The sequence below is a fragment of the Nocardia sp. NPDC059177 genome, assembly GCF_042755165.1.
Lineage (GTDB): Bacteria > Actinomycetota > Actinomycetes > Mycobacteriales > Mycobacteriaceae > Nocardia.
This window is the reverse complement of record NZ_JBHZBX010000001.1, coordinates 102,953-127,902: the sequence shown is the minus strand read 5'-3', so window position 1 is coordinate 127,902 and position 24,950 is coordinate 102,953. Positions and strand designations below refer to the sequence as shown.

The following is a 24,950-nucleotide window of genomic DNA, read 5'->3' as shown; positions in this document are numbered from 1 at the left end:
TCTTGGGTGGGGGCCCCCTGGCTCTGGGCCTTGGCCGTTGTCCGGTCCGCCCCGGCCCGGGCCGCGCCCGCCGCGCCTGGCGCGGCGCCCGCGACCGTGCTGGAGACTGTCAGCCCATCGACTTAGCGCCGTCCAGCGATTCCCGGATGATGTCGGCGTGGCCGGAGTGCTGCGCGGTCTCGGTCATGATGTGCATCAGGGTGCGCCGCGCGGTCCAGCGCACGCCCGGCTCGAACCACGGCGCCTTGGGCAGTTCATGGGAGATGTTCAGGTCGGGCAGCTCGCGCACGAGCTGATCGGTCTTCGCGGCGACCGCGTCGTAGGCGGCGAGGATGCCGGCCAGGGTGTCACCCGGCTGCATCTGGAACTCCTTGCCCCACTCCGCGATCTGCTCATCGGTCATCGATTCGAAATCGGGCGCGGGGCCGGGGCCCTCGACGATGAAGGTCTGCCAGTTCTGTTCCACGGCGGTGACGTGCTTGATCAGCCCGCCCAGGCACAGTTCGCTGACGGTGGTGTGCAGCCCGGCCTGCTCGTCGGTGAGGTCGCGCACGGTGAAACGCAGGAAGTAGCGGTGCTTGGCGAGGGTGTCGAGGATGTCGCTGCGCTCGGCGTCGATCAGGGTGGACGAGGAGTTGGTCATGAGCTGATGTCCTTCCGTTGTCGGTGTAAAACCCAAGGTAGACCCCATTGCGGCCAGTTTCTGTCCGCAATGGCGAGATACTGGAAACATGGCCGATACGAGCGCACGCACCCTCCGTCTGCTGTCGTTGCTGCAGACCCACCGCTACTGGCCCGGCACCGAACTCGCCGGCCGGCTGGGCGTCTCCGCCCGCACCCTGCGCCGCGATATCGACCGCCTGCGGGAACTGGGCTACCCCGTCGACGCACGCCCCGGCCTCGACGGCGGCTACCAGCTCGCCGCGGGCGCCGCCCTGCCGCCGCTGGTCCTCGACGACGAGGAAGCCGTCGCCATCACCGTCTGCCTGCAGGCCGGCTCACAGGGTGCCGTCGACGGCCTCGCCGAACCGTCGGTGCGCGCCCTCGCCAAACTCGTCACCGTGCTGCCGAACCGCCTGCGCCGCCGGGTCGACGCCCTGCGCGCCATGACCGTCTCCAGCGGCTGGTCCGGCGTCCCGCTCTCCGATGTCGACCCCGCCGTCATCACCGAGCTGGCCATGTCGTGTCGCGCCGAGGAACGCATCAGTTTCGCCTACGTCGCCGCCGACGGCGAGACCAGCACCCGCGAGGTGGAACCCCACCGCCTGGTCTCCCTGGGCCGCCGCTGGTACCTGGTCGCCTACGACCTCACCCGCCACGCCTGGCGCACCTTCCGCGTCGACCGTCTCACCGGCGCAGCCACGACCGGTATCCGCTTCCGCCCCCGCGACCTCCCCGCCGCCGACGCCGCCGACTTCGTCCGCGCCGGAATAGGCGCCCGCAGAACCGGTTACACCGTCACCGCCGAGATCGAGGCCCCCGCCGACGACGTCCGCGCCCGCGTCGGCCGCTGGTGCACCGCCACCCCCATCACCCCCACCCGCACCCACATCGAAACCGCCGTCGACAACCTCGACTGGCCCCTGCTGCTCCTGAGCAAGGTCGACGCCGACTTCACCGTCCTCAGCCCACCCGAACTGGCCGCCCGCATCACTGCCTGCGGCACCCGCTTCCTACGATCATCCTCCACCCCGGAGGCATAATCGCTGGTGCTCGTTGATCACTGCCGAAAACCGTTCGGCGGCTGATTCGGCGGTGCTTGCCTGCCCTGGTCGATGGGGCGCGGCGCTCCCTGCGGGCTGTGGCCCCACTGTCCTTGCGGTGCCGGTGCGCCGGGTCCGTGCGGTCCTCGGGGTTGACCCTGCGGTTGCGGGCCTCGACCCCACTGCCCCTGCGGCGCACCGTGTCCCGGCTGCATCACGGGCATCTGCTGCCCCGGCCGCATCCCGTGCGGCCCCTGCCCGGCCGGCGCCCAAGCACCCGCCGCCGGCCTGCCCCCCGCCCAAGCACCCTTGCACCACCGCCGCGTGGACGGCAGCACCGCCAGCACGAACGTCAGGACCGGGAACACCAGCAGCAGGACCGACACCGGCCAGGGAACCTCGACCACCTCACCGACGATCGCGTTCACGTTCGTCTGCCCGAACACCGCCTCGAGATGCCGCCCGATCGAAATCCCGATCTCGGACAATTGCACCGCGACAGATACCGCGGCCACCACATAGGCGCCGACCACCCCCGCGCACCCCAACGCCACCAGCATCGGCCCGGCCCCCCGCCGTCGAAACACCAGCACCGCCCCGACGAACAACAAGATCGACGCCACCGCATCGATGAACAGCACCAACCCCGACACCGCCGACGCCCAGCCCGGCACAAGCCCGATCCCCAACACCGAGCCCCCGCCCCGCACCAGTACCGAGATCAACCCACCGACCCCGACCAGCGCCCCCAGCACAGCGAGCACCCCAGCACTCACCGCCGTCCCTCCACTGGCCGGACGCTGCACGGGTACGCGATACATGTCTCTCCTCAGAATCCGACAACGCTGACCGAAGTACCCACTTTGTCGCATTTCCACCGCGTCCGCGCGGTGGGCAGGCGAAGCCGGTCGGCCGCCTGCATGATGGTGGAGTCCCTGGCTGCCGCCCGCCGGTGCGCTCAGTGCCGGTACCGCTGCATCCGCCGCCGCTCGAAGAACAATTGATCCACCGCCACCGGCGCCACCAGCGCCGTGATCTCCGCCAGCCGCGTGTCGTAGTTGTGCTCGTGGATGCACCGGTGCAGATGCGCGCGCCGCTCCGGCCCCAGCTCCGACCACACCGCCCCGAACCGCGCCCGCGCGTCCGGCCCGGAGACCGCGACGAGATCGAGCAGCGCCGGCCAGCACCCGGTCTCGGTCGCGCGGGCGGGCAGGGCCGCGACCGTCGCGTCCGGCAGCGTGGCCAGCGCGTATCCCGCGCGATGGCGGACACCGTCGTCCATCCGCGACATCAACGTGAACAACCCCCGCCAGCTGCCCGCGTCGTCGCGCTGATCGAGCGGCGCGATCAGCCCCGCCCCGATATCCGGATCGGCGAACACCGGATTGCCCACCAGCGACCACAATCCCAGCGGTGTGAGTTGCCCGGTGATCGTGAGGAATTCGGGCACCGCCCCCACCATCAGCGCGTTCCGGACCAGGTTCCCGACAGCCTGGGGCCGCGCGCTCCCGAACAGGATGTCGCCCACCCGCTGCACGACATCGGACTCGCAGCGCGAGAACACCGACAGCGCGGCGTGTTGCAGCCCCGGCGCGCCCGACAGCACAGTGTGTGTCATCCGCGGCACCCGCCGTCGCGGCCCGTCCAGCAGCTGCCGGACCACCGAACTGAGCGTCACCACATCGTAGGAATACGCGGCGGTGAAGATCAGCCCCGCATCATCGCGCACACCCGCCTCGACCGCCGCGATCAATTCCGTTGTGGCGCAGGACAGGAACGGCCCAGCCGTCACATAGTCGCGCCGCCGCAACAACTCGTTGACGATCGCCACCACCGGTTTCGCCGGCGCGATGTCGGCCAGCTGCGCGATCGCCCGCGGATCCAGATACGGCGCACAATCCGCCGCATACCCCGGATCCAGCATCGACAGCGTCTCCACCGCCTTCACCGGATGTTCCACCCCGACCGCGCCGGCCGCCCGCCCCGTCATCATCGGCGGAACCAGCCGCTGCACCAGCGGAATCGAAATCGACAGCGGGATATACGGCACCAGCGCGCTGATCCGCCGGAACATGTCCGTGTGCTGATCGAACAGCGCCCCCGAGATCTGCTCCTGCAACTCGTGCAGCCGCTGCGCCCCCAGATACCGCAGATGCTGCACCCGCTGCGGATGCACATGCAACGTCCGGGCCAGCAGAATCAGCTGGGCCCGCGTGGTCAGATCCGTCATCGTCCCCCGAACATGATCTTCTTCGTCACCGCGCGCAACGGCCGCGGCAACGCCCGCATCATCGAATCGATCGACTTCTCCAGCGCCGTCGCCTCCAACGCGACCGCTGCCCCCATCAACTCGAACAGATCCCGAGCCTCGTCCGCGGGCAACCGCTCCACCGAAGGCAACACCTCGGGCACGCCACCATCCCGCACATTTCGACCACTCATGTGACTCCTGGGTAACGCGAACTCACCTCCGAGAATGCCTCCTTCGCCCGCCCGTGACCAGGCCTTCACGAATATCTGTGTACGACAACCAAAACATCGGCACAGATACATGTGAACCGACGTCCCACCGACGATCTTCGGGTCCTGTCACCCCTTGACAGCGCTGGTGTCGCGCGTTCCATCGTTGACAGCGGCCCGAACACGGCCGAGAATGACCCCGAACTAGCTTTGCGCGGAAGATGTTGTGCAACAAAGAGATTGAACGACGGGGTGGGCTGCTGTGGCGAGAGTGACTGATGTGGTCGAGAACGCGCAGCGGATCCACCCGCACAAGGCCGAGTCGAGTGTGGAATGTCGATATCAGCTCATCACCGATGACGACGGCGCGCCACTCATCCATCTGTCTACCTTCGGATCGAGGAATCGGGCATCGAAGCCGAAGAGCAGCCAGTCACTTCAAATAGACCGCACGGTCGGGGTGAGCCTCGTCGAGCTGTTCTGCGAGACGTTCGGCCTGGCCGCTCCGGGCGAGGACTACGAACCCCGCTTGATCGAGGCCTACCGAGCCAATCCACGGCTGTTTCGTGAGCTCATCTCCAAGGATGTAGCGGCCGAGGACGTCATCGGCCTGGCGCATCGCCGCGCCCAGGTGGAGCGATTTCGACGCCTGATGACCGATGACGACGTATTCGCGCAGGAAGCCTCGGAGATCCCTGGGCAAGGCGACGAAAAGGTCTGGCAGCGGTTCTTCGAACAGAACCCCTGGATTCTCGGCACCTCGCTGGCCACCCAGGTCCTGACCGCATGGGACTCCGACAAACTGGAGCAAGTCGTCGCGGGCTTCTCGATCACGGGCGCGGGTAAGCGGGTCGACGCGCTGCTGCGAACGTCGGGCCGGATTCGTTCGATGGTGTTCGTGGAGTTCAAGACACACAGAACTCAGCTGCTCGGGTCCGCCGAATACCGATCCGACGCATGGCCGCCGTCCAAGGAACTGTCCGGTGCCGTCGCTCAGGTCCAGACGACTGTCCATCTCGCGACTCGCGAGATCGCCGATCGGCTCCAGTCGAAGGACGCCGACAACAGCGATATCCCCGATGACTGGACGTACATGTTCCGCCCGAGGTCGTATGTGGTAATCGGGCAGTTGGGACAGTTGGTCGGCGCCTCGGGCGGCCACCACCAAGCCCAGATCCGATCGTTCGAGCTGTACCGGCGGGAGCTGGCGGGTCCTGAGGTCGTCACCTTCGACGAACTACTGGCAAGAGCTGAGTGGATGGTCGACTTGGTGGCCGCCGCTGACGACTGATCTGGAAGTACGGTCTCGTCGACGGGGGCCTGTAACAGTCCTGCCGGGTGCGATGATCAATGCGAGGAGGGTCTTCCTCGAAAATGTTGACACCGGGCGATATGGGGTGGCGATGACGGCCGACTGGCAGTTCGATGTACCGACGACGGGGCGGAAGTATCTGCCGCCGGACGCTCGGTACATGGAGGCTCTCACCAGTCAGGGCTATGGATTCGAAGCCGCTGTGGCCGACCTGGTGGACAATTCGATCGACGCGGGCGCCAAGGATGTGGTGATCCATTTCCTTCGTGACGGTGACGATCTGCTGAGCCTGCTCATCATCGACGATGGCTGTGGCATGACCGAGGACGAACTCGATGTCGCCATGACTGTCGGCGGTCGACGTAACTACGCCGCGAACTCGCTGGGTATGTTCGGTACGGGCCTGAAGTCGGCCTCGCTGAGCCAGGCCTCGGCCGTGACCGTGGTCAGTCGAACCAAGAAGACCCGACCGGCGGGGCTGCAATGGGTGATGGAACGCGCACGTGACGGCTTTCAGTGCGACATCGTCGACCCGCACTACGCCCAGTCCCTGATCGATCGCTACCACCGGTGCCCGATCGAATGGCACGGCACCGTTGTCCGATGGGACGGCGTCAAGGACTTCCCGCGCAATGTCGGTGGTACACAGACCGGTCGCTACCTCGACCGGATGATCAATCGGCTCGGGGCCCATCTCGGACTGCAACTGCACCGATTCCTCGCGCGCGAGGATTTCAACATCACCATCGCCGTCGAGGACGTTCGGACGAACACGGTCTACACCGACCTCGGCGTTGTGGGGCTCGATCCCTTCGGCTACCCCGTCACCGGTCATCGCGACTACCCACGGACCTTTGTCGCCGATCTCGACTCGATCGGAAAAGTCGAGCTCACCGCCCATATCTGGACCCCGCGCTCCTCGGTGAGCGAGTACAAGGCGGTAGGAAGCGTCCTGGATCGTCAGGGTTTCTACTTCTATCGCAACGGACGCGTCGTGCAGGCCGGTGGCTGGAACAATTTCCGGCAGCCCGAACAGCACCTTTCGCTGGCACGCGTAGATGTCGCGCTGCCGCCCTCGGGTGGTGACGTTTTCCGGCTGACGGTCAAGAAGGAAGGCGTCGAGGTGTCACCGGAATTCGTCTCGGCGCTCGAATCGGCATCCGATGATTCCGGTCGCTCGTTCGCCGACTACCTCAGCGACGCGCAGACCGTCTACCGCGAGGCACGTCAGCGGCAGGGCGCAGTGCGCAAGGCGGTGATCCCGCCGGGCCGTGGATTCGCGCCGTCGGTGAAGGAGACCATCACCGATGAACTGCCGCCGATTCCCGGTGAGGAACCGATCGGCGTCGAGTGGCGTCCGCTCGCCGACGACATGTTCTTCGACATCGACCGGGAAACCCGAACGATCGTTCTCAACAAGCGCTTTCGGTCTGCGGTGCTCAACGGACGCAACGGGAGTCTCAACGATGCTCCGCTGGTCAAAGCGCTGATGTTCTTCCTGCTGCACGAGGTGTTCGGCAAGGAACACAACGGACCACGGATCAAGGACAATCTCGCGCTCTGGCAGTCGGTGTTGATCTCGGCCGCGCGGGTCGAACGCGATCAAGCAGGGGTCTGAGGATGGGGAACACGATGACTGAGCTCGAATCGGCGCGCCTCGATCTGCATCGAGCCGTGCTCGCGGATATGGCGGGCAGCAAGCCCAAGAACTTGGCCCGGGCGATGAGTTACCAGGTGTTCGATCTGCCCGCAGCGCAGCCGGCGGCGAACGAAGACGATTTCCGCACCCGGCTGCTCGCCGCGGAATCCACTGATCAATTGATCGACATGTGGCGGAAGCAGTTGACCCAGTGGGATTTCGCCGTTCAACCGGTGTGGTCGTCGTCGGAACCTCGAACCGATGAGCGTCGCGTCGACGTCTACGACCTACTGGACCTCGAGACCGGAACACGCAAGCTGCTCGAAGCCTGTGTGCCCGTGATGAAGACACCGCCGCCGGTGGTGATCAGCGAGAGTTTCGAGCCGTGGTACCGCACGACCACCAAATACGGTCGGGAATGGTATTGGCCCGCCTACCGCAATCTTCTCGCCGCGAAGGGGTGGTCCAGCGACGCGGTTGACGGACTGGATACGGCGACCGACAGCGTGGTGGAGCGTCTGTCCGACCCCTCCCGGCCGGAGGCCTACCAGTCGAAAGGGCTGGTTGTCGGGTACGTCCAATCCGGGAAGACCGCGAATTTCACCGGTGTGATCGCCAAGGCGGTCGACGCCGGATACCGGCTCGTCATCGTCCTCGGCGGCACCTTGAACCTCTTGCGGGCACAGACCCAGCGGCGCCTCGACATGGAACTGGTCGGCCGCGAGAACATTCTGCGAGGTGCGAACGAGTTCGAGTCCGACTACGCCGACGATCCCGCGTGGATCAAAGGCAAGTTCGTCGCCTTCGGCGGTCAGCCGGCCGCGTTGGGTGCCTTCGACATCGTGCGGATGACCACCCGGGACGATGATTACAAGAGCCTCCGGCAGGGGATCGTCGCCCTCGAGTTCGAGAAGCGCCAGCCTGCTCTGCCGCTCTATGATCCGGCCAACCTGCATCATTCGTCGGCACGGCTGATGGTGGTGAAGAAGAACAAGACAATCCTGGGCAGGCTGGTCGAGGACCTCAAGAAGATCAAGACGCCACTCGCCGAGATCCCGGTGTTGATCATCGACGACGAGTCGGACGAAGCGTCGGTGAACACTGCTCGACAGAAGCCGGACGCCGAACGCACTGCCATCAACAAGAAGATCTCCGAGCTGCTGAAGATGCTGCCGAGGGCGCAATACGTCGGATATACGGCCACCCCGTACGCCAACGTTTTCATCGACCCGAGTGACGCAGCCGACATATTCCCGAAGGACTTCATCGTCTCGCTCGAACGGCCACTGGAATACATGGGTGCCCGGGACTTCCACGACCTCGACGACGATATTCCGGACGATGAGCGAACGTATGCGAACTCGAACGAGCGAGCGCATGTCCGCAGTGTGCAGGTCGACGAAGACGACGAAGGCGATACCGCCACCCTGCGCGAAGCGATCGACATGTTCGTCCTGACCGCCGCGATGAAGCTGTATCGCGAGGATCGTGGCGAGCTGGGCGACGGCTACTTCCAGCATCACACCATGTTGATCCACGAATCCGGATGGACCATCGATCACCGCGAACTGCTGGGCCGTATCACGAAGCTGTGGTGGGACGCCGACTATTCGGGGCCGAGTGGGCACGAGCGTCTGCGCGTGCTGTTCGACAACGACCTGGCCCAGGTGTCGGCGGTTCGCGCGGCCGGGCACGCCGTCCCGTCGAGTTTCGCCGAGTTGCAGCCGTTCATCGGTGCCGCGGTGTTCCGCATCGGGGGTGATCAGAAGCCGATCATCGTCGTCAACAGCGACAAGGACATCGAGACCGGGGAAGCCGATTTCGACAAGCGCCAGATCTGGAAGATCCTGATCGGCGGCCAGAAGCTTTCTCGCGGGTTCACTGTCGAAGGACTGACCGTCTCCTATTTCCTGCGTCGTGCCACGACCATGTCGGCGCTGATGCAGATGGGGCGGTGGTTCGGGTTCCGTCCCGGCTATCGCGACCTGGTTCGGCTCTACATCGGGCGTGAACAGCAAGGCATCGGGACCAAGGGTTTCGATCTGTTGCGCGCATTCGAGGCGGTGTGCCAGGACGAGGATGCGTTCCGTCGAGAGTTGCAGCAGTATTCGATTCTCGTGGACGGCAGGCCGCAGATCACGCCTGCACAGGTTCCTCCGCTTGTCTCCCAACACTTCCCACATCTGAAGCCGACCAGCCCGAACAAGATGTACAACTCGGAACTGGTCGAAGTACGGTCGCCCGGCAAATGGCTCGAACCGACCGCGTACCCGACAGCCAGCGCCCAGTTGAAGCACAACACAGCCCTGTGGACGCCGGTCTTCAACGAGTTGTCCGCCGACACCACGCGATTCGCCTACCACTTTCCGGCGCAGAACGGTCGACATGCCAAAGATGCCGTCGGACCGGCGGTGCATTACCTGACAGCGTTGACAGGGCGACTTGCACCCGAAGAGTTCTTGGAGTTGGCCGAACGCACGAAGTGGGCCGGGACCGGAAAATTCGGTGTCCATCTCGAATATCTGCGGTCGATCACTCGCGGACGCGCGGTCGACGAGTGGATCGTGCTGGCGCCGCAGGGCGAGCGGACCGACAAGCAGGTGCTGGTCGGTGATCGGCTGTTCACCCGATGGGACCGTGCTCGTCGTCGTGATCCGCTGTTCGGCTCGATCAGTACGAGTCGTCACCGCAGCATCGCGCTGCGAATCGCGGGCGCGCTCGGTGACTCGAAGAATCCCGCCACCGAGGCGTTGGTCGGGGAGCGGACCGGTGCGGTGATGGTGCATGCCGTAGTGGAACCGCAGCACCGCGACAGTGTGGGCGCGGACGGCTCCATCGATCCCGGAAAAATCGTGCTCACCTTCGGGTTCGTGGCGCCTGCGTCCGCGTACGGCGGAACCGGGTCCGTGGTCCGCTTCACGACGAAGAACGCGGAGTCCGCCGCCGCCATCATCGATCGAGGCGACTGAGGTCAGTTCAGCGGGAAGGTCCGTGCAAGCGGTATCGAGTTGACCTTCTGGATGTCGATCCCGGCGCCGGAGATTGTCGAGGACCTCGTGCTGGGCCCGACTGCCAAGAACTGATCGAATCGCTTGGCCAGTCGGTCCTGGGCAGGGCGGAGGGACTTCTTATCGGGAAGGGTCAGCTGAACGCCCTCCATACCTTTGAGACCGAACTTGAGGATCGGTCCCTCATTGTCGGCCTCGGCCAAGGCTGGACCGATGCGCACTCGGCAGTCGGGCGAGATACCCATGAGGTTGCGGTCGTAGGCAGCGTGGTGAATCTTGCACAGGCTCAGCCCATTCGGAATATCGGCGATTCCGTCTTCTTCCTTGTCGCCGATGATGTGGGCAGCTTCCAGCAACTGCGCTCGCCCGAGTCGGCACACCGCACATCGATTCTTGTACGCCAGCAGCACTCGGCTACGGAACTGAGGCTGGTGTAGCCGCTGCTCGGTCATTCGCTGGACGTAGCGGCGCTCTGTCGCGGTCAGGTGCTGCGGATCGCTCACGTCACGCACGGACTCGTCGAGCGCCAGCAGAATCCTTCGGTTGGCGGGATCGTCGGCGACGACATACACCGGAAAGACCGGCACATAGCGGATGTCACCACCGACTTTGATCCATCGCAGCAGGATGAGTGGCAGTTGAGTGGCTGCGGATTTGCGCAGTTTGACATTGTCGCCGGCATCGATGGGACCATCGCGGTAGGCATAGGAGAACAGTGAGTCGCCGACGACGGCATCGTCGTACGGACTGTCCGGCTTCGACATGATCGACAGTGTCGAAGCGAAGGTTTTCGGGTTGCGTATGCCGCGGTTGCGATCGATCAGCTGGATTCCGACGCCGTCGATCCGGAAGTCCAGCAGGTCGGCACGTGTCACCGCGCCGCCGCGCTCCTGCACGAGATTCTTCAATGCGTCGAAGATGTCCAAACGTAGCGCGCGTTCTGCCCCGAGATCCACATGCGAAGTGTGCCACGAGTGTCTGACATGTTCGGTGCTGCGAACGAAACAGCTCGGGCCTGACGCTGTGTACCGCCCCTCGCGAGGCTCACATTCTGATCAGATCAGAATGACAGCGATGACCAGGGGATATCGATGGGGAAGGGATAAGGGAAGGAGATGTCCGGGGTGTCGGCTGAGGTCCATTCGCCCGCGAGGACATAGTTGGCGGGGCGGAGGGGGCGGACTCCCTGGGGAAGTTCGGCGTGGCCGATGTCGAGGCCGTATGCCCGGACGGTTCCGATGGCGCCAGTGTTTCGGTGCAGGGTGACTTCCCAGTACCAGGGGATGCCGCCGCCGGCGTATCTGGCGCGCTTGGCCTCGATGTCGATCTGGGTGTTGGACGGGGACAGGACCTCGCCGACGAGCAAGGTATCGGTGGCGCGAACGTCGGCGAATGGCGGCAGGCAGCGGTGCACTAGGAAATCCGGGGTGACGAAGTCCGACTTTCCGACGTTGCCGAAGAACACGTTGGTCTCGAGGTTCACTCGCCAGCATCGTTCGCTGTTCGACATGTCGTCGCGTGCGCACCGTTCGATTTGCTCGGTCATACGTCGCATCGCCATTTGGTGCTCGCCGGGACCCCGGCGCACCCACACGACCCGGCCCTCCCACAGTTCGATCTGCGCGGCGACTTCGGCGGGCAGATTTTCCAGCTCTTCCCAGGTCATACGCTCGGGAAGGTCTGGGCGCTCGATGCTGGGCACAGGCATCTGCCCATGCTACCCAGCACCAAGCGGCAGTGATATGACTGCTGCTCGACCAGCAGGGACAGTATCGGGGACCCCTTGGTTACTTGCGGTGAATGATCCGGGTTGGCAGTATTTCGCGCATATGACGTGGGACTTCGATGCAGTGGAAGCAAGTCTTGATGGGTTGTCGGTGGGGGATGCGTTGGGGGCGCAGTTCTTTGTGCCGGGGAGTTCGGTAGGGGAGTTGGTGGCGGGGCGGGTGCCGGTGGGGGTGTGGCCGTGGACTGACGACACCGAGATGGCTTGTTCGGTGGTGCGGGAGGTTCGGGAGCGGGGGCGGGTGGATCGGGAGGCGTTGGCGGGGGCTTTCGCTGAGCGGTGTGAGCCCTACCGGGGGTATGGGGCGGGGACTGTGGTTGTGTTGCATGAGATTCGCGACGGGCGGCCGTGGCGGGAAGCCGCGGCGGCCGGGTTCGGGGGGCAAGGGTCGTGGGGGAACGGGGCGGCGATGCGGGTGGCGCCGCTGGGGGCGTTCTTCGCGGGGGATACGGATCGGGCGGCGGGGGAGGCGGCGTTGTCGGCGGAGGTGACGCATCGGCATCCGGAGGCGATTGTGGGGGCGATGGCGGTGGCCGTGGCGGCGGGGTTCGCGGCTTCGGTGCGGGGGAAGGGGTGTGCGCCTGGGGAATTGCTGGATGCTGTCGAGCCGTATCTGGTGGACGGGCGGACGGCGGCGGGGATTCGGCGGGCGCGCGGGTTGCTCGGGCGGCCGGTGGAGGAGGCGGCCTATGAGCTGGGGAACGGGGCGCAGGTGAGTGCGCAGGATACGGTGCCGTTCACGTTGTGGGCTGCGGCGTCGTTTCTCGGGAACTATCCGGCCGCGGTGACGGCGTGTGTTCGGGCCGGCGGGGATGTGGATACGACAGCCGCGATCGTCGGAGGGATTGTCGCTGCGTATACCGGGGTCGGTGACCGGGGTGCGGTGCGGGGGATTCCGGAGGAGTGGTTGGCTGCGCGGGAGCCTTTGCCGGAGTGGGTGGCGGTGCGGTAAGCCCGCCACCTGCTCTATGCGGTCTTTCGCATGGTCAACTGGGTGTGCAAGCCGAGACGGGCACCGAACCCGATCAGTCGTTCCAAGCTGTAGACGCCTTGCTTTCCCGCGCGCATTTCGTAGATGCGCGACCGGGCTACCCCGAGCCGTTCGGCGGCTTGGGTAGGTGTGAGCCCCAACTCCTCGATTCGGGCGAGTACGGCGTCGAGGGCATCGGCCCAGACTCGGAGTCGCTCCGCTTCTTCGGGCGACTCCGCGATCGCCTCCCAGACATCGGAAGTTCGCTGAATTTCCATCACTTACTATCCCTTTCGTGCATCCGCTTCGGCTGCGCGGTACCGGTCCCGGCCGATTGTCAGGTCGCCGGGGGCGGTCTTTTGCGTTTTCTTTGTGAAGGTGTGCAGCACATAGACTGCATCGCCGAACCTGGCTACATAGAAGATTCGGTAGGACCCTGACCGATCGCGGTATCGGAGTTCGAATGCGCCGGTTCCGACAGTGGGCATAGGTTTGAAATCCAACGGAGTCTGGCCGGTTTGCACACGGTGCAGCCCGTATCCAAGGCCGCGCTGCGCAGGCGGTGGCAGCTCGCGCAACCGATCAAGGGAATCGCCGACCCATCGGAGTTCCTTCACGCCTTCAGTGTACAGGTAGCCTGTACATCTCTGTGAGTTGACGCTGTCGTTCTGTGCATCCCAGTTGTGCGCGGGTGGGCGCTGTGTTCGTCGGGTTCACGAGGTCTGGCGGACCTTGATGGCGTCGCGGGAGATGTAGACGTCGTATTCGCCGGGGGTGGCGATGGTGGCGTTGCCGTAGGCGGAGCGGATGAAGGGGGAGGTGTACCAGCGGTTGTTGTTCATGTCTTCGAAGAAGTCGCGGTCGCCGCCGTTGAGGAAGATCTGGTCCTGGGTGGGGGATTTGCCGTCGAGGCGCTGGCCGAACAGGCGGCTGATCTTGTAGCCGGAGTGGAAGCCGAGGGCGTTCACCCAGGGTTCTAGTTCGACGATGTTGGCTTGTAGCGCCCACATGTCGCCCTCGATGCGGTGGGTGGTGGGGGTGGAGGGGGTGCCGTCCTCGTGGTATTGGGTGAGGACCAGGTCGAGTTGATGTGGTTGGCCGTCAACGGGTTTCGCGACGACGTGGGCGGCTTTGATCTCGCCGGTGAGGCCGAGGTAGGTCTGCAGGAGGGTGGCGATCCAGAGCAGGACGACCGCGACCAGGAGGAGGACCGCGCCGGGGATCGCGCGGTTGAGGACGGCGCGGGGGCCGCGGCGGCGGTACGCGGTCAGGCCGGCCCAGACGAGCAGGGCGACGGCCAGGGCGAGCAGGGCGAGCAGGCACACCTGGGCGAACCCGAAGGTCACCGGGAAACTCATGCACTGGGTATACCGCGAAAGTAGCTGCGGTAGGGGGTCTTCCGGCAACGAATCGGGAGGGTGACGGTGAACGATCGGCCGGTGACTATTCGGGGACGGGCTGCGGGCCGATTAGGGGACGGTGCCGGAGCAGCAGCAGGACCGCGGCCGAGCAGCCGAGCGCGATGCCGATACCGACCGTCGCGGGGACGGCGCCACGGTCCACCACGGCCGTGCGGTACCAGGACGGTGAGTACGCGAGATGGCCGAAACTGCTGTCGCTCAACGCTACTCCAACGGACGGGACGAACAGGATCGCCAGCGCGACCACCCCCGAGGACGCGCTGACCGGGACCGCCGTGCCCACACAGAACCCGCCGACCGCGCCGAGCGCCAGACAGCCCACCGCGGCGGCCAGCGCCGCCGGCGGGGTGAAGACGTCGCAGGCGAGCGTGAACGCGCCCAGGGCGATCACACACACCGCGGCAGCCCGCACCCGCGAAGCGCGCAGACCGGCCAGCAGACCGACGCCGACCGCGCCGAGGGTGGCGACATCGACCCAGCCGGAGCGGGGCAGGGTGATGACGAGACTGCCGACCACGGCGTAGGCGGTGAGGAGCAGCACCAGGATGCCGTCGCGGTCGGGCAGGACGAAGGCGGCGGCGGTCGCGGCGGCGACGACGGCGAGCGAACCGAGGATCAGATACACCGCGCTGCTCTTGTGGGCGGCCAGACTCAGCGACGAGACGAGGATGGTCGAGTACGCGAGGACAGCGGCGAAGACCGGCGCCAGCGGAATCGCGGTGTCAGGGGAGAACCGGGGCGGCGGGGCCTCGGTGATCGCGAAATAGGCCAGGCCGAGCACGCTCGCGGCGATGAACCACAGCGGCATACCGCTGATGAGCAGGCCGGCGAAGCCGTGGGACTCGACATCGACCGGGGTTTGGGTGAGGTCGCCGATGACGGTCGCGCCGAGCGCGGCGAACAGGTAGACCGCGCGCAGCAGCGGCGTGCCCCACACGGCGACGGCCAGTGCGCCGAAGGCCACGCCGGCGAGCAGGGCGTCGATGAAGTTCAGGGTGGGCAGCGACAGGCCGTTGAAGTTCCGGCCGTCGTTGAGGGGAAGCAGGACGAGATGGTTCACCAGGATGCCGACCAGGGCGAGCAGGGTGGTCCAGCGCGCGGTGCGGACACTGCCGACCGCGACGGTGACGGCCGCGGTGAGCACCGCGACGAACGCGCTGGCGGTCATCGCCCGCGGCACGTTGAACACCAGCAGATCGAGGTGCTGGGCGGCGGCGAGGGAGGAGAAACTGATCGGCAGCATGATCGCGAGCACCGCGACGGCGGTGGCGACCAGCACGGTGGTCGCCTCGGCGGTGGCACGGAGTCGCGCTGCGGTGAGGGGCTGCACCGATCTCCGTTCTCGCGGACGAGCCGGTCCGGGCGGACCTGGCCCAGCTTATCCAGGCCGGCCGTGGAAATTCGGCAGCGACGTGCGACGATGAACGAATCACCTATGGCAGGCACGGGATTCGGAAGGTCGGTTGATGCCCAGCGGTGTCGTGAGCTGGTTCGACGGTGGCAAGGGATTCGGGTTCATCAGGCCCGACGACGGCGGGCCCGAAGTGTTCGTCGAGTACACCGAGCTGGTGGGCGAGGGTTTCCGCACGCTGCGCGACGGTCAGCGGGTGGAATACACGGTCCGGGAGACCCGTCGTGGTCCCGAGGCGCACCAGGTGCGGATCGGGTGAGGTTCAGTTCTGCCCGCTCGGCCAGAACCGGCTCGCCCGCTGACCGCGCACCGGTCGCGCCAGGTTGGGGTCCTCGGCCTCGGTGATGCCGACCTGCATCAACAGGATCATGGTGACCATGCTGATGCCGATGATCAACGGGGTCAGCAGCTGCCCGGCCGAGGCGCCGGTGGCATGGGCGACGTGGGCGCTGGTGTGCGCGCTCATGGAGAACATGCCGGTGTAGTGCATGCCGGTGACGGCGACGCCCATCAGCAGGGCCGCGCCGACGGTGGCCACGATGCCGTGCACGTGCAGGGCGAACCACAGGGCCGCGATCGAGGCCACCACGGCGATGGCGAAGGACAGCGCGACCACGAACGGGTCGTAGATGATCTCGGCGTCGGTCTTCATCGCGTACATGCCCGCGTAGTGCATGGCGGCGACGCCGAGACCGGTGATGGTGCCGCCGACAGGCAGCGCGGCGCTGTCCCAGCTGCGGCGCACGACGATGGAGAGTCCGAGCCACACCACGGCCATCGCGACGGCGGCGCTGAACAAGGTGATCGGGACGTTGTAGCGGATGGTCACACCGCGCACGGAAAAGCCGAGCATCGCGATGAAATGCATGACCCAGATACCTGTGCCGCCGAGGGCAACGGCGGCCGCGGTGAGCCAGCCGCCGTGGTTACCGGAAGCGCGCGAGCGAACCATGCAACGCAATGCCAGCATCGACCCGAGGACCGACATGAGATAGGCGAGCAACGGGGTCACCCAGCCGTAGGTGAAATGGTTGATGTCCAGCACGCTCTGCTCCTTGCGCGATTTCCCGATGGGGTGTGGTCTCGCCCACAAACTCGGAAAGTACGCTGGTAGAGAATTTGCCGTACTAGGTTTCTGGAAAATGTAAAGGGACGCTGACGGTGACCTCGCACAGACCCGTAGAGTTCTCGATGGTGAAGCGTTCCAGTCGGTTTGCTCCCCACTTACCGGCTGTTCCGGCATCCGCACCGCAACTACCTCGGCATACGCCGAGCATCCACCCGATCCGGGTCGCCGCGACTGTGTGACAGCACCGGCGGGCGCCGTCGCGGCGTTGGCTTCCTCACAGTCCGCGGCCGCGAATGTGGCCGAATTCGCCGGATCGTGGCATTGTTGGTTGGCGAGACCGGGACCGGACTATTAGGACCTGGCTCGTCTACAGAAGGTTTAGAAATGGCTCAGGGCATTGTGAAGTGGTTCAACAGCGAGAAGGGCTTCGGCTTCATCGCGCAGGACGGCGGCGGACCCGACGTCTTCGTGCACTACTCGGCTGTTAGCGGCTCGGGCTTCCGCTCCCTCGACGAGGGTCAGCGTGTGGAGTTCGAGATCGGTCAGGGCCAGAAGGGCCCGCAGGCACAGGACGTTCGCGTCATCTAGTTCCTGCGCTGACCAGCGTATGAGTTGAAGCTCCGCACCGGACGGTGCGGAGTTTCTGCGTTTCCGGGGTGGGTCTCAGCCCACGGCGAGGGCCTCGGTGCGGAAGAACTCGTCGGTGATCGCGCGCGCCGCCGTCAGATCGCGCGGGCCGCGGGACGCGAAAGTGTCTGCCGCGGTGTGGAACTCGGTGGCAATGAACGCCGCGATCGGGGCCGGGACCGCGCCGGTGCCCATCTCCCTGGTCCGCGACTTCAGCGCCGTCAGCTCGGTGACCGCATCGACGAAATCGGCGGGCAGCTCGCACTGGCTCAGCAGCGTCGGCAGGTGCATCGGCGCCACCGCCGCGCCGGGATGCTCACGCAACCAGCGCAGCGCCATCGCCGGGCGCAGCGCGTAGAACACCTTCTTCAGGCCGCCGTTGCGCTCGAACAGCCGCCACTGCCGTTCGCCCAGGTGCAGGTAGTGCCGGGCGACCCGGTCGCGATCGGCCACCTCGGCGGCGACCTCGCGCAGCCGGGTGCGAAAGGCCTCGTCACCGCGATAGACGATGGGTGACATCAGCCACTCCACGATCACCGCATTGCCCTGCACCAGCAGTCGCAGCGCCTTGGCCAGGTCCCAGCCGTTGACATCGAGCAGCCCGACCAGCGGCGTCTCGATGACATCGCGGGTGCGCCACGGCGACAGATAGGTCTCCAGGCTCGCCACATAGACGAAACGGCAGTCGTAATCGGAATCCGGGGACGGGAAACCCCAAGCGCGGCTACCGCTTTCGATGGCCAGCCGGATGCACACCCGGTGCTCGGCGGCGACCCGGTCGAGTTCGGCGTCGACCGCGGCCACCACCGCCGGATCCATCGAGTCGGGAACGGTGCGCAAGAACATGGCGTGATGGTAGAGGTCACAGCGCGCAGCGTTCACCAGGTTTTCGGGCAGGGGGGTAAGGGCACCCGAACCAACGCCGACTATCCTGGTCGGCGGAAACTGCCGACCCCTCTCTTCCCCAGGAGTACCCCACAGTGAGCCAAGCAGGCCGTCCTGTAGTTCTGATCGCCGACAAGCTCGCCCAGTCGACCGTCGACGCGCTCGGTGACGGTGTCGAGGTTCGCTGGGTCGACGGCCCCGACCGCCCGGCGCTGCTCGCCGCGGTCCCCGAGGCCGACGCGCTGCTCGTGCGCTCCGCCACCACCGTCGACGCCGACGTGCTCGACGCGGGCAAGAAGCTCCAGATCGTCGCCCGGGCCGGCGTCGGCCTCGACAATGTCGACGTGCCCGCCGCCACCGAGCGTGGCGTGATGGTCGTCAACGCGCCCACCTCCAACATCCACACCGCCGCCGAGCACGCCGTCACCCTGCTGCTCGCGGCCGCGCGCCAGATCCCGGCCGCCGACGCCACCCTGCGCGAGAAGACCTGGAAGCGCAGCAAGTTCAACGGTGTCGAGATCCTCGGCAAGACCGTCGGCGTGATCGGCCTCGGCCGCATCGGCCAGCTGTTCGCGCAGCGTCTGGCGGCTTTCGAGACCAAGATCGTCGCCTACGACCCCTACACCTCGCCCGCGCGCGCCGCCCAGCTGGGCATCGAGCTGCTGAGCCTGGAGGAGGTGCTCGAGCGCGCCGACTTCATCTCCATCCACCTGCCGAAGACGCCCGAGACCAAGGGCATGCTCAACGCCGAGACCCTGGCCAAGACCAAGCCGGGCGTCATCATCGTCAACGCCGCGCGCGGTGGCCTGATCGACGAGCAGGCGCTGGCCGACGCCATCAAGTCCGGCCACGTGCGCGCCGCAGGCCTGGACGTGTTCGAGACCGAGCCGTGCACCGACAGCCCGCTGTTCGACCTGCCCGAGGTCGTCGTGACCCCGCACCTGGGCGCCTCCACCGCCGAGGCCCAGGACCGCGCGGGCACCGATGTCGCCAAGTCGGTGCTGCTGGCGCTGGCCGGTGAGTTCGTGCCGGGTGCGGTGAACGTCACCGGTGGCGCGGTCAACGATGTTGTCGCGCCGTGGCTCGATGTCGTGCGCAAGCAGGGCGCGCTGCTCGGTGCCATCGCCAGCGAGCTGCCCGTCAGCGTCGAGGTGCAGGTGCGCGGCGAGCTCGCCTCGCAGGATGTGGCCGTGCTGGAGCTGTCCGCGCTGCGCGGGGTGTTCTCGGCGCTGGTCGAGGACCAGGTCACCTTCGTCAACGCCCCGGCGCTGGCCAAGGAGCGTGGCATCACCGCCGAGGTCACCACCGCCACCGAGAGCCCGAACCACCGCAGCGTCGTCGACCTGCGCGCCGTGTTCGGCGACGGCTCGACCCTGAACGTGGCAGGCACGCTGACCGAGCCCAGCCTGGTCGAGAAGATCGTCAACATCAACGGCCGCAACTACGACATGCGCGCCGAGGGCCTGAACCTGGCCGTGCTGAACTACAGCGACAAGCCGGGCGCGCTGGGCAAGATCGGCACCAAGCTGGGCGAGGCCGAGATCGACATCCTGGCCGCGCAGCTGAGCCAGGACGTGGACGCCGAAGGTGCCACCGTGGTGCTGCGCGTCAACCGCGAGGTGCCCGCCGAGGTGCAGACCGCAATCGCCGAGGCCGTCGGCGCGTCGAAGGTCGTCCTGGTCGACCTGGCCTGATCGTCTTCCGCACGCCCGCGCCGCCACCCTTGTCCGGGGTGGCGGCGCGTCGCGTATGACCCGATTCGAACGGAGTAGTCAATGAAACTCGCAGTAATCGCCGGTGACGGCATCGGTCCCGAGGTCATCGCCGAGGCGCTCAAGGTGCTCGATGTGGTGGTGCCCGGTGTCGAGAAGACCGAGTACGACCTGGGTGCCGCGCGCTACCACCGGACCGGGGAGATCCTGCCGGAGTCGGTGCTGCCCGAGCTCAAGCAGCACGACGCCATCCTGCTCGGCGCGATCGGTGACCCGTCGGTGCCCAGCGGCGTGCTCGAGCGCGGGCTGCTGCTCAAGACCCGGTTCGCGCTGGATCACCACGTGAATCTGCGTCCGTCGAAGCTGCACGCGGGTGTCACCAGCCCGCTCTCGGGTAACCCGGACATCGACTTCGTGGTCGTGCGTGAGGGCACCGAAGGCCCCTACACCGGTACCGGCGGCGCGATCCGCGTCGACACGCCGCACGAGGTGGCCACCGAGGTCTCCAACAACACCCGCTTCGGCATCGAGCGCGTGGTCCGCTACGCCTTCGCCACCGCGCAGGCCCGGCGCAAGCACCTGACCCTGGTGCACAAGAACAACGTGCTCGCCTTCGCCGGCTCGCTGTGGCAGCGCACCGTCGACGAGGTCGCCGCCGAGTTCCCCGACGTGCAGACCGCCTACCAGCACATCGACGCCGCCACCATCCACATGGTGACCGACCCGGGCCGCTTCGACGTGATCGTCACCGACAACCTGTTCGGCGACATCATCACCGACCTGGCCGCCGCCGTCAGCGGTGGCATCGGCCTGGCCGCCTCCGGCAACATCGACGCCTCGGGCACCAACCCGTCGATGTTCGAGCCGGTCCACGGCAGCGCCCCCGACATCGCCGGCCAGTCCAAGGCCGACCCGACCGCCGCCATCCTGTCGGTCTCGCTGCTGCTCAACCACCTCGGCAACACCGAGGGCGCGACCCGCATCGAGTCCGCCGTCGCCAAGGACCTGGCCTCGCGCACCGGCACCGCCTCCACCGTCGAGGTCGGCGACCGCATCGCCGCCATCGTCTGATCACCGAATCACCGTTGGCCCGCTCCGGAATTCCGGGGCGGGCCTGCTGGTGTTTCCGTGTGTCGCAGCCATTTTCGACACTGTGACGAAAGTGGCTGCGGGATAGTTACTTTCCTCGCTCGGTGGGAACCAGCGGGATGGCGGCGACGGCGGCGACGGCGGCCAGGGCGTAGGCCGTGGAGAAGCCGGTGGCGGTGATGAGGGCGCCGAAAACCGGGGGGATGGCGGCGATTACGAGGTTCTGGCCGGTGTTCTGGATGCCCAGGCCGCGGCCGCTCCAGAAGGGGCCCGCGATCTCGGCGACGGCGGTGAAGGCCAGGCCGTTGTCGGAGACCGAGACGACTGACGCGACGACCATCAACGGGACTGCCGCCCACCACCATTCGGTCCAGGCGGCCAGGCTCAACGCGGCCATCGAGACGACCGCGCCGATGGCGACCTGGCGCAGTGGGGTCAGCCTGCTGCCGACCCGGTCCGACCACGCGCCCGCGCCGATTCGCCCTGCGGCGCCGAGGAACTGGGTGACCGTCATCAGCGCGCCCGCCGCGGCCAGCGACCAGCCCAGGTCGCGGTGCAGCCACAGCAGCCCGAAGGTCCACAGCGTGGCCTGCGGGAAGACCAGCAGGATCGAGACCGCGTGGATGCGCCACAGGGTGGAATCGCCGCGATAGGGGTTGGCGCGGTCGGCGGCCTTGGTGGCCGGGCGCGGCGGGTCGACGATGCCGGCCAGGCAGCCGACGGCGGCCAGTCCGGCCATGACGGCGGGTACCAGCAGTGCGGCGCTGATGCCGTGCTGCTGGGCGACCCACGGAATGCTCAGCGCGCCCAGGCCGACGCCCAGTGGCTGGGCGGTCTGGCGGATGCCCATCGCCAGGCCGCGCCGGTCCGGCGGGAACCAGCCGACGATCACCCGGCCGCTGGCGCCGTTGGAACTGGCCGCGCCGATGCCGCCCAGCAGCAACAGCGCGCCGAAGGCGAGGGTGTTGTCGACCAGGGCGGCGCCCACACCTGCGACGAACATCACCGCCGTGCCCGCGACCAGCACGACCCGCTCGCCGATCCGGTCGACGACATAGCCCCAGGCGATCAGGGTGCACACCAGGCCGACGGTCGGCAGCGCCACCAGCGCGCCTGCCGCGGCCAGCGAATCCCCGCGCGCGGTGAGGGCGGGCAGCAGGAACGGGGTGCCGTGGATGAACATCGAGCTCGCGGTCTGCGCGAAGACACCGAGGGCGAGCATCAGCCAGCGTCTGCCGCTACCGATTCCGGTCACCTCGGCCGTCGGCCGCACCTGTGTCACGATTACCACCTCGCTCGGATTGCACGATTGCATCTCAATATTTGAGATTGATGTCTCAAGTTATGAACATTGAAGATCACGCTACACCGCTGACCGCTGTTTGTGATCCTCGGATCAGGTGTCTGACAGATCACATGCGACGCCCCGCAGCCGCAGGGCGAATGCCGCACGGGGGCAGTCGACTTCGAATCACAGCCGTGTGAGTTCGGTCGCATTCGCGCAGTGGGGTGGCACCGCCTCCCGGGTGCGTTCGGGCAGGTGGGCGCGCCTCGATAGACTCCGGGGCATGCGCTTAGGTCGAGTTGCCAGTCCCGATGGAGTCGCGTTCGTCAGCATCGACGGCGACGGCGGCGACGCTGTCGCCAAGGAGATCGCCGAACACCCGTTCGGCTCGCCGACGTTCACCGGCCGGAGCTGGCCGCTGGCCGATGTCCGCCTGCTGGCGCCGATCCTGGCGAGCAAAGTGATCTGCATCGGTAAGAACTACGCCGCGCACGCGGCCGAGATGGGCGGCGAGGCGCCGGTCGATCCGGTGATCTTCCTCAAGCCGAACACCTCGATCGTCGGCCCGAACGCCCCGATCATCCTGCCGCCCAGCTCTTCCCAGGTCGACTACGAGGGCGAGCTGGCCGTGGTGATCGGTCGCCCGTGCAAGGACGTGTCCGCCGCCAAGGCCGCCGAGGTGATCCTGGGCTACACCGTCGCCAACGATGTCACCGCCCGTGACCAGCAGCGACACGACGGACAGTGGACCAGGGGCAAGGGTTATGACACCTTCTGCCCGCTCGGCCCGTGGATCGAAACCTCGCTCGACCCCGGCGATCTGGAGATCGTCACCGAGGTCGACGGTGAGGTCCGCCAGCGCAGCCGCACGTCGCTGTTCCTGCACGACATCCCGAAGGTCATCGAATGGATCAGCACCGTGATGACGCTGCTGCCCGGTGACGTGATCCTCACCGGCACACCGGAAGGCGTCGGCCCGCTGCGGGCCGGGCAGAACGTGTCGGTCACCGTCGAGGGCATCGGCACCCTCACCAATCCTGTTGCCACCAAGCGCTGAGACCAGCGGAGAAGAGAGTCATGACTGAAGTACGGGTCCGTTTCTGCCCGTCGCCGACCGGCACGCCGCACGTGGGACTGGTGCGCACTGCGCTGTTCAACTGGGCGTACGCGCGCCATCACGGCGGCAGCTTCGTGTTCCGCATCGAGGACACCGACGCGGCACGCGATTCCGAGGATTCCTACCGCGCGCTGCTGGACGCGCTGCGCTGGCTGGGCCTGACCTGGGACGAGGGGCCCGAGGTCGGTGGCCCCTACGAGCCCTACCGGCAGTCGCTGCGCCGCGACCAGCATCTGGACGTGGTGCGCAGGCTGCTAGCGGCCGGCGAGGCCTATGAGGCGTTTTCCACGCCGGAGGAGGTGGAGGCCCGGCATCGGGCCGCCGGTCGTGATCCGAAACTCGGTTACGACAATTTCGATCGGGACCTCACCGCCGAGCAGATCGCGGCATACAAAACCGAAGGTCGACCAGCAGTGGTCCGACTGCGGATGCCCGACCAGGATCTCGCCTGGAATGATCTCGTGCGCGGGGAAACAACCTTCAAAGCGGGGACTGTCCCCGATTTCGCGCTCACCCGTGGGAATGGCGATCCGCTCTACACCTTGGTGAATCCGGTCGACGACGCGATGATGCGGATCACCCATGTGCTGCGCGGTGAGGATCTGCTCTCCTCGACCCCGCGACAGCTCGCGCTGTATGCCGCGCTGCAGCGTATCGGGGTTGCCGAGTTCACGCCGGAGTTCGGTCACCTGCCCTTCGTGATGGGCCAGGGCAACAAGAAACTGTCCAAGCGCGACCCGGAATCCAATCTTTTCCTGCATCGCGATCGGGGATTCATTCCCGAGGGTTTGCTGAATTATCTCGCACTGCTCGGCTGGAGTATCGCCGAGGACCGCGATGTGTTCTCCATGGCGGAGATGGTGGCGGCATTCGATATTTCGACAGTGAATTCGAATCCGGCCCGTTTCGATCAGAAGAAGGCCGACGCGATCAATGCCGAGCAGATTCGTCTGCTCGAGCCGGGCGATTTCGGTCACCGTTTGCGTGAGTTCCTGACCGCGCAGGGTCATATCGGCGCCGATATCGACGAGAAGGCCTTCCTGGCCGCCGCCGAGCTGGTGCAGACCCGCATCGTGGTGCTCGCCGACGCGTGGGATCTGCTGAAGTTCCTGTTCGTCGCGCCGGCCGAGTTCGCGATCGATGCCGCCGCGGGCGCCAAGAATCTGGGCGCCGAGGCCGATCAGGTGCTCGATGCCGCGCTCGCCGCGATCGAGCCGCTGACCGAGTGGACGACGCCCGCGCTGGAGGAGGCGCTGAAGAAGGCGCTGATCGAGGATCTGGGGCTCAAGCCGCGCAAGGCGTTCGCGCCGGTGCGGGTGGCGGTGACGGGCTCGCACATCAGCCCGCCGCTCTACGAGTCGATGGAACTGCTGGGCCGCGAGGTCTCGCTGGACCGGTTGCGCGCGGCGCGCGGCTGGGCGCCGCCCGCGGCGTAGGGCGGTGGCGGCGGGAGGCG

The 24,950-nt window shown here is 66.6% G+C and carries 24 protein-coding genes; 11 read left to right on the top strand and 13 right to left on the bottom strand.

The annotated features are described in order from the left end of the window. Positions 1-109: 109 nt before the first annotated feature. A complete protein-coding gene (locus tag ACFXK0_RS00605; protein WP_379407493.1) occupies positions 110-643 on the bottom strand; it encodes a DinB family protein in 534 nt (177 codons plus the stop codon). An 88-nt stretch (positions 644-731) separates the two neighbouring features. Here ACFXK0_RS00605 and ACFXK0_RS00600 point away from each other — a divergent pair, with 88 nt between their 5' ends. Then, entirely contained in the window at positions 732-1,703 is a 972-nt protein-coding gene (locus ACFXK0_RS00600) for a helix-turn-helix transcriptional regulator (RefSeq protein WP_379407492.1), read from the top strand. A 17-nt stretch (positions 1,704-1,720) separates the two neighbouring features. Here the strand turns inward: ACFXK0_RS00600 and ACFXK0_RS00595 are convergent, their stop codons facing one another. From ACFXK0_RS00595 to ACFXK0_RS00585, 3 genes are all read right to left on the bottom strand, one after another. Further along, complete coding sequence (locus tag ACFXK0_RS00595; RefSeq protein WP_379407491.1) at positions 1,721-2,524, bottom strand: hypothetical protein; 804 nt, start codon at positions 2,522-2,524, stop codon at positions 1,721-1,723. Positions 2,525-2,661: 137 nt separating this feature from the next. Further along, a complete protein-coding gene (locus ACFXK0_RS00590; RefSeq protein WP_379407490.1) occupies positions 2,662-3,933 on the bottom strand; it encodes a hypothetical protein in 1,272 nt (423 codons plus the stop codon). Continuing rightward, complete coding sequence (locus ACFXK0_RS00585; RefSeq protein WP_379407489.1) at positions 3,930-4,115, bottom strand: hypothetical protein; 186 nt, start codon at positions 4,113-4,115, stop codon at positions 3,930-3,932. Before ACFXK0_RS00585 ends, ACFXK0_RS00590 begins: the two co-directional genes overlap by 4 nt. A 328-nt stretch (positions 4,116-4,443) precedes the next feature. On the opposite strand from ACFXK0_RS00585, the gene ACFXK0_RS00580 reads away from it, so the two are divergent. The 3 genes from ACFXK0_RS00580 (at position 4,444) to ACFXK0_RS00570 (ending at position 10,083) form a co-directional block, all read left to right on the top strand. Next, on the top strand, positions 4,444-5,454 hold the full coding sequence (locus ACFXK0_RS00580; RefSeq protein WP_379407487.1) for a Shedu immune nuclease family protein: 1,011 nt from the start codon (positions 4,444-4,446) through the stop codon (positions 5,452-5,454). A 181-nt stretch (positions 5,455-5,635) separates the two neighbouring features. Further along, a complete protein-coding gene (locus ACFXK0_RS00575) occupies positions 5,636-7,093 on the top strand; it encodes an ATP-binding protein (RefSeq protein WP_379407486.1) in 1,458 nt (485 codons plus the stop codon). 2 nt (positions 7,094-7,095) lie between these two features. Next, positions 7,096-10,083, top strand: coding sequence for a Z1 domain-containing protein (locus ACFXK0_RS00570; protein WP_379408048.1), 2,988 nt, complete (start codon positions 7,096-7,098; stop codon positions 10,081-10,083). A 2-nt stretch (positions 10,084-10,085) separates the two neighbouring features. On the opposite strand, the gene ACFXK0_RS00565 is transcribed toward ACFXK0_RS00570, so the two are convergent. Both ACFXK0_RS00565 and ACFXK0_RS00560 read right to left on the bottom strand, forming a co-directional pair. Next, positions 10,086-11,078, bottom strand: a complete 993-nt coding sequence (locus tag ACFXK0_RS00565; protein ID WP_379407484.1) for an HNH endonuclease — start codon at positions 11,076-11,078, stop codon at positions 10,086-10,088. Between the two features lie 104 nt (positions 11,079-11,182). Continuing rightward, complete coding sequence (locus ACFXK0_RS00560) at positions 11,183-11,830, bottom strand: Uma2 family endonuclease (protein ID WP_379407483.1); 648 nt, start codon at positions 11,828-11,830, stop codon at positions 11,183-11,185. A 121-nt stretch (positions 11,831-11,951) separates the two neighbouring features. Here ACFXK0_RS00560 and ACFXK0_RS00555 point away from each other — a divergent pair, with 121 nt between their 5' ends. Beyond that, positions 11,952-12,860, top strand: coding sequence for an ADP-ribosylglycohydrolase family protein (locus tag ACFXK0_RS00555; protein WP_379407481.1), 909 nt, complete (start codon positions 11,952-11,954; stop codon positions 12,858-12,860). A gap of 14 nt (positions 12,861-12,874) precedes the next feature. Here ACFXK0_RS00555 and ACFXK0_RS00550 read toward each other — a convergent pair whose 3' ends face one another. From ACFXK0_RS00550 to ACFXK0_RS00535, 4 genes are all read right to left on the bottom strand, one after another. Next, positions 12,875-13,156, bottom strand: coding sequence for a helix-turn-helix domain-containing protein (locus tag ACFXK0_RS00550; protein WP_379408047.1), 282 nt, complete (start codon positions 13,154-13,156; stop codon positions 12,875-12,877). Between the two features lie 6 nt (positions 13,157-13,162). Next, on the bottom strand, positions 13,163-13,495 hold the full coding sequence (locus ACFXK0_RS00545) for a type II toxin-antitoxin system RelE/ParE family toxin (protein WP_379407480.1): 333 nt from the start codon (positions 13,493-13,495) through the stop codon (positions 13,163-13,165). Between the two features lie 96 nt (positions 13,496-13,591). Next, positions 13,592-14,236, bottom strand: a complete 645-nt coding sequence (locus tag ACFXK0_RS00540; protein ID WP_379407479.1) for a hypothetical protein — start codon at positions 14,234-14,236, stop codon at positions 13,592-13,594. Between the two features lie 85 nt (positions 14,237-14,321). Continuing rightward, positions 14,322-15,629 carry a hypothetical protein gene (locus ACFXK0_RS00535; protein WP_379407478.1) on the bottom strand — a complete coding sequence of 436 codons (1,308 nt, stop codon included), beginning with the start codon at positions 15,627-15,629 and terminating at the stop codon, positions 14,322-14,324. Between the two features lie 136 nt (positions 15,630-15,765). On the opposite strand from ACFXK0_RS00535, the gene ACFXK0_RS00530 reads away from it, so the two are divergent. Continuing rightward, complete coding sequence (locus ACFXK0_RS00530) at positions 15,766-15,969, top strand: cold-shock protein (protein WP_379407477.1); 204 nt, start codon at positions 15,766-15,768, stop codon at positions 15,967-15,969. Positions 15,970-15,972: 3 nt separating this feature from the next. On the opposite strand, the gene ACFXK0_RS00525 is transcribed toward ACFXK0_RS00530, so the two are convergent. Continuing rightward, the gene (locus ACFXK0_RS00525) at positions 15,973-16,755 is read right to left on the bottom strand and encodes an MHYT domain-containing protein (RefSeq protein ID WP_379407476.1); all 783 of its coding nucleotides are present in this window, start codon (positions 16,753-16,755) and stop codon (positions 15,973-15,975) included. 408 nt (positions 16,756-17,163) lie between these two features. Here ACFXK0_RS00525 and ACFXK0_RS00520 point away from each other — a divergent pair, with 408 nt between their 5' ends. Continuing rightward, entirely contained in the window at positions 17,164-17,367 is a 204-nt protein-coding gene (locus ACFXK0_RS00520; RefSeq protein WP_019048280.1) for a cold-shock protein, read from the top strand. A 75-nt stretch (positions 17,368-17,442) separates the two neighbouring features. On the opposite strand, the gene ACFXK0_RS00515 is transcribed toward ACFXK0_RS00520, so the two are convergent. Then, on the bottom strand, positions 17,443-18,252 hold the full coding sequence (locus tag ACFXK0_RS00515) for a DNA polymerase beta superfamily protein (protein WP_379407475.1): 810 nt from the start codon (positions 18,250-18,252) through the stop codon (positions 17,443-17,445). A gap of 134 nt (positions 18,253-18,386) precedes the next feature. On the opposite strand from ACFXK0_RS00515, the gene serA reads away from it, so the two are divergent. Further along, a complete protein-coding gene (serA, locus tag ACFXK0_RS00510) occupies positions 18,387-19,985 on the top strand; it encodes a phosphoglycerate dehydrogenase (protein WP_379407474.1) in 1,599 nt (532 codons plus the stop codon). Between the two features lie 81 nt (positions 19,986-20,066). Continuing rightward, positions 20,067-21,074 carry a 3-isopropylmalate dehydrogenase gene (locus ACFXK0_RS00505; RefSeq protein ID WP_379407473.1) on the top strand — a complete coding sequence of 336 codons (1,008 nt, stop codon included), beginning with the start codon at positions 20,067-20,069 and terminating at the stop codon, positions 21,072-21,074. 106 nt (positions 21,075-21,180) lie between these two features. Here ACFXK0_RS00505 and ACFXK0_RS00500 read toward each other — a convergent pair whose 3' ends face one another. Further along, positions 21,181-22,314, bottom strand: a complete 1,134-nt coding sequence (locus ACFXK0_RS00500) for an MFS transporter (RefSeq protein WP_379408046.1) — start codon at positions 22,312-22,314, stop codon at positions 21,181-21,183. A 346-nt stretch (positions 22,315-22,660) separates the two neighbouring features. Here ACFXK0_RS00500 and ACFXK0_RS00495 point away from each other — a divergent pair, with 346 nt between their 5' ends. Beyond that, positions 22,661-23,434, top strand: a complete 774-nt coding sequence (locus tag ACFXK0_RS00495; protein WP_379407472.1) for a fumarylacetoacetate hydrolase family protein — start codon at positions 22,661-22,663, stop codon at positions 23,432-23,434. Positions 23,435-23,454: 20 nt separating this feature from the next. Then, the gene (gltX, locus tag ACFXK0_RS00490; RefSeq protein WP_379407471.1) at positions 23,455-24,930 is read left to right on the top strand and encodes a glutamate--tRNA ligase; all 1,476 of its coding nucleotides are present in this window, start codon (positions 23,455-23,457) and stop codon (positions 24,928-24,930) included. Positions 24,931-24,950 lie beyond the last annotated feature (20 nt).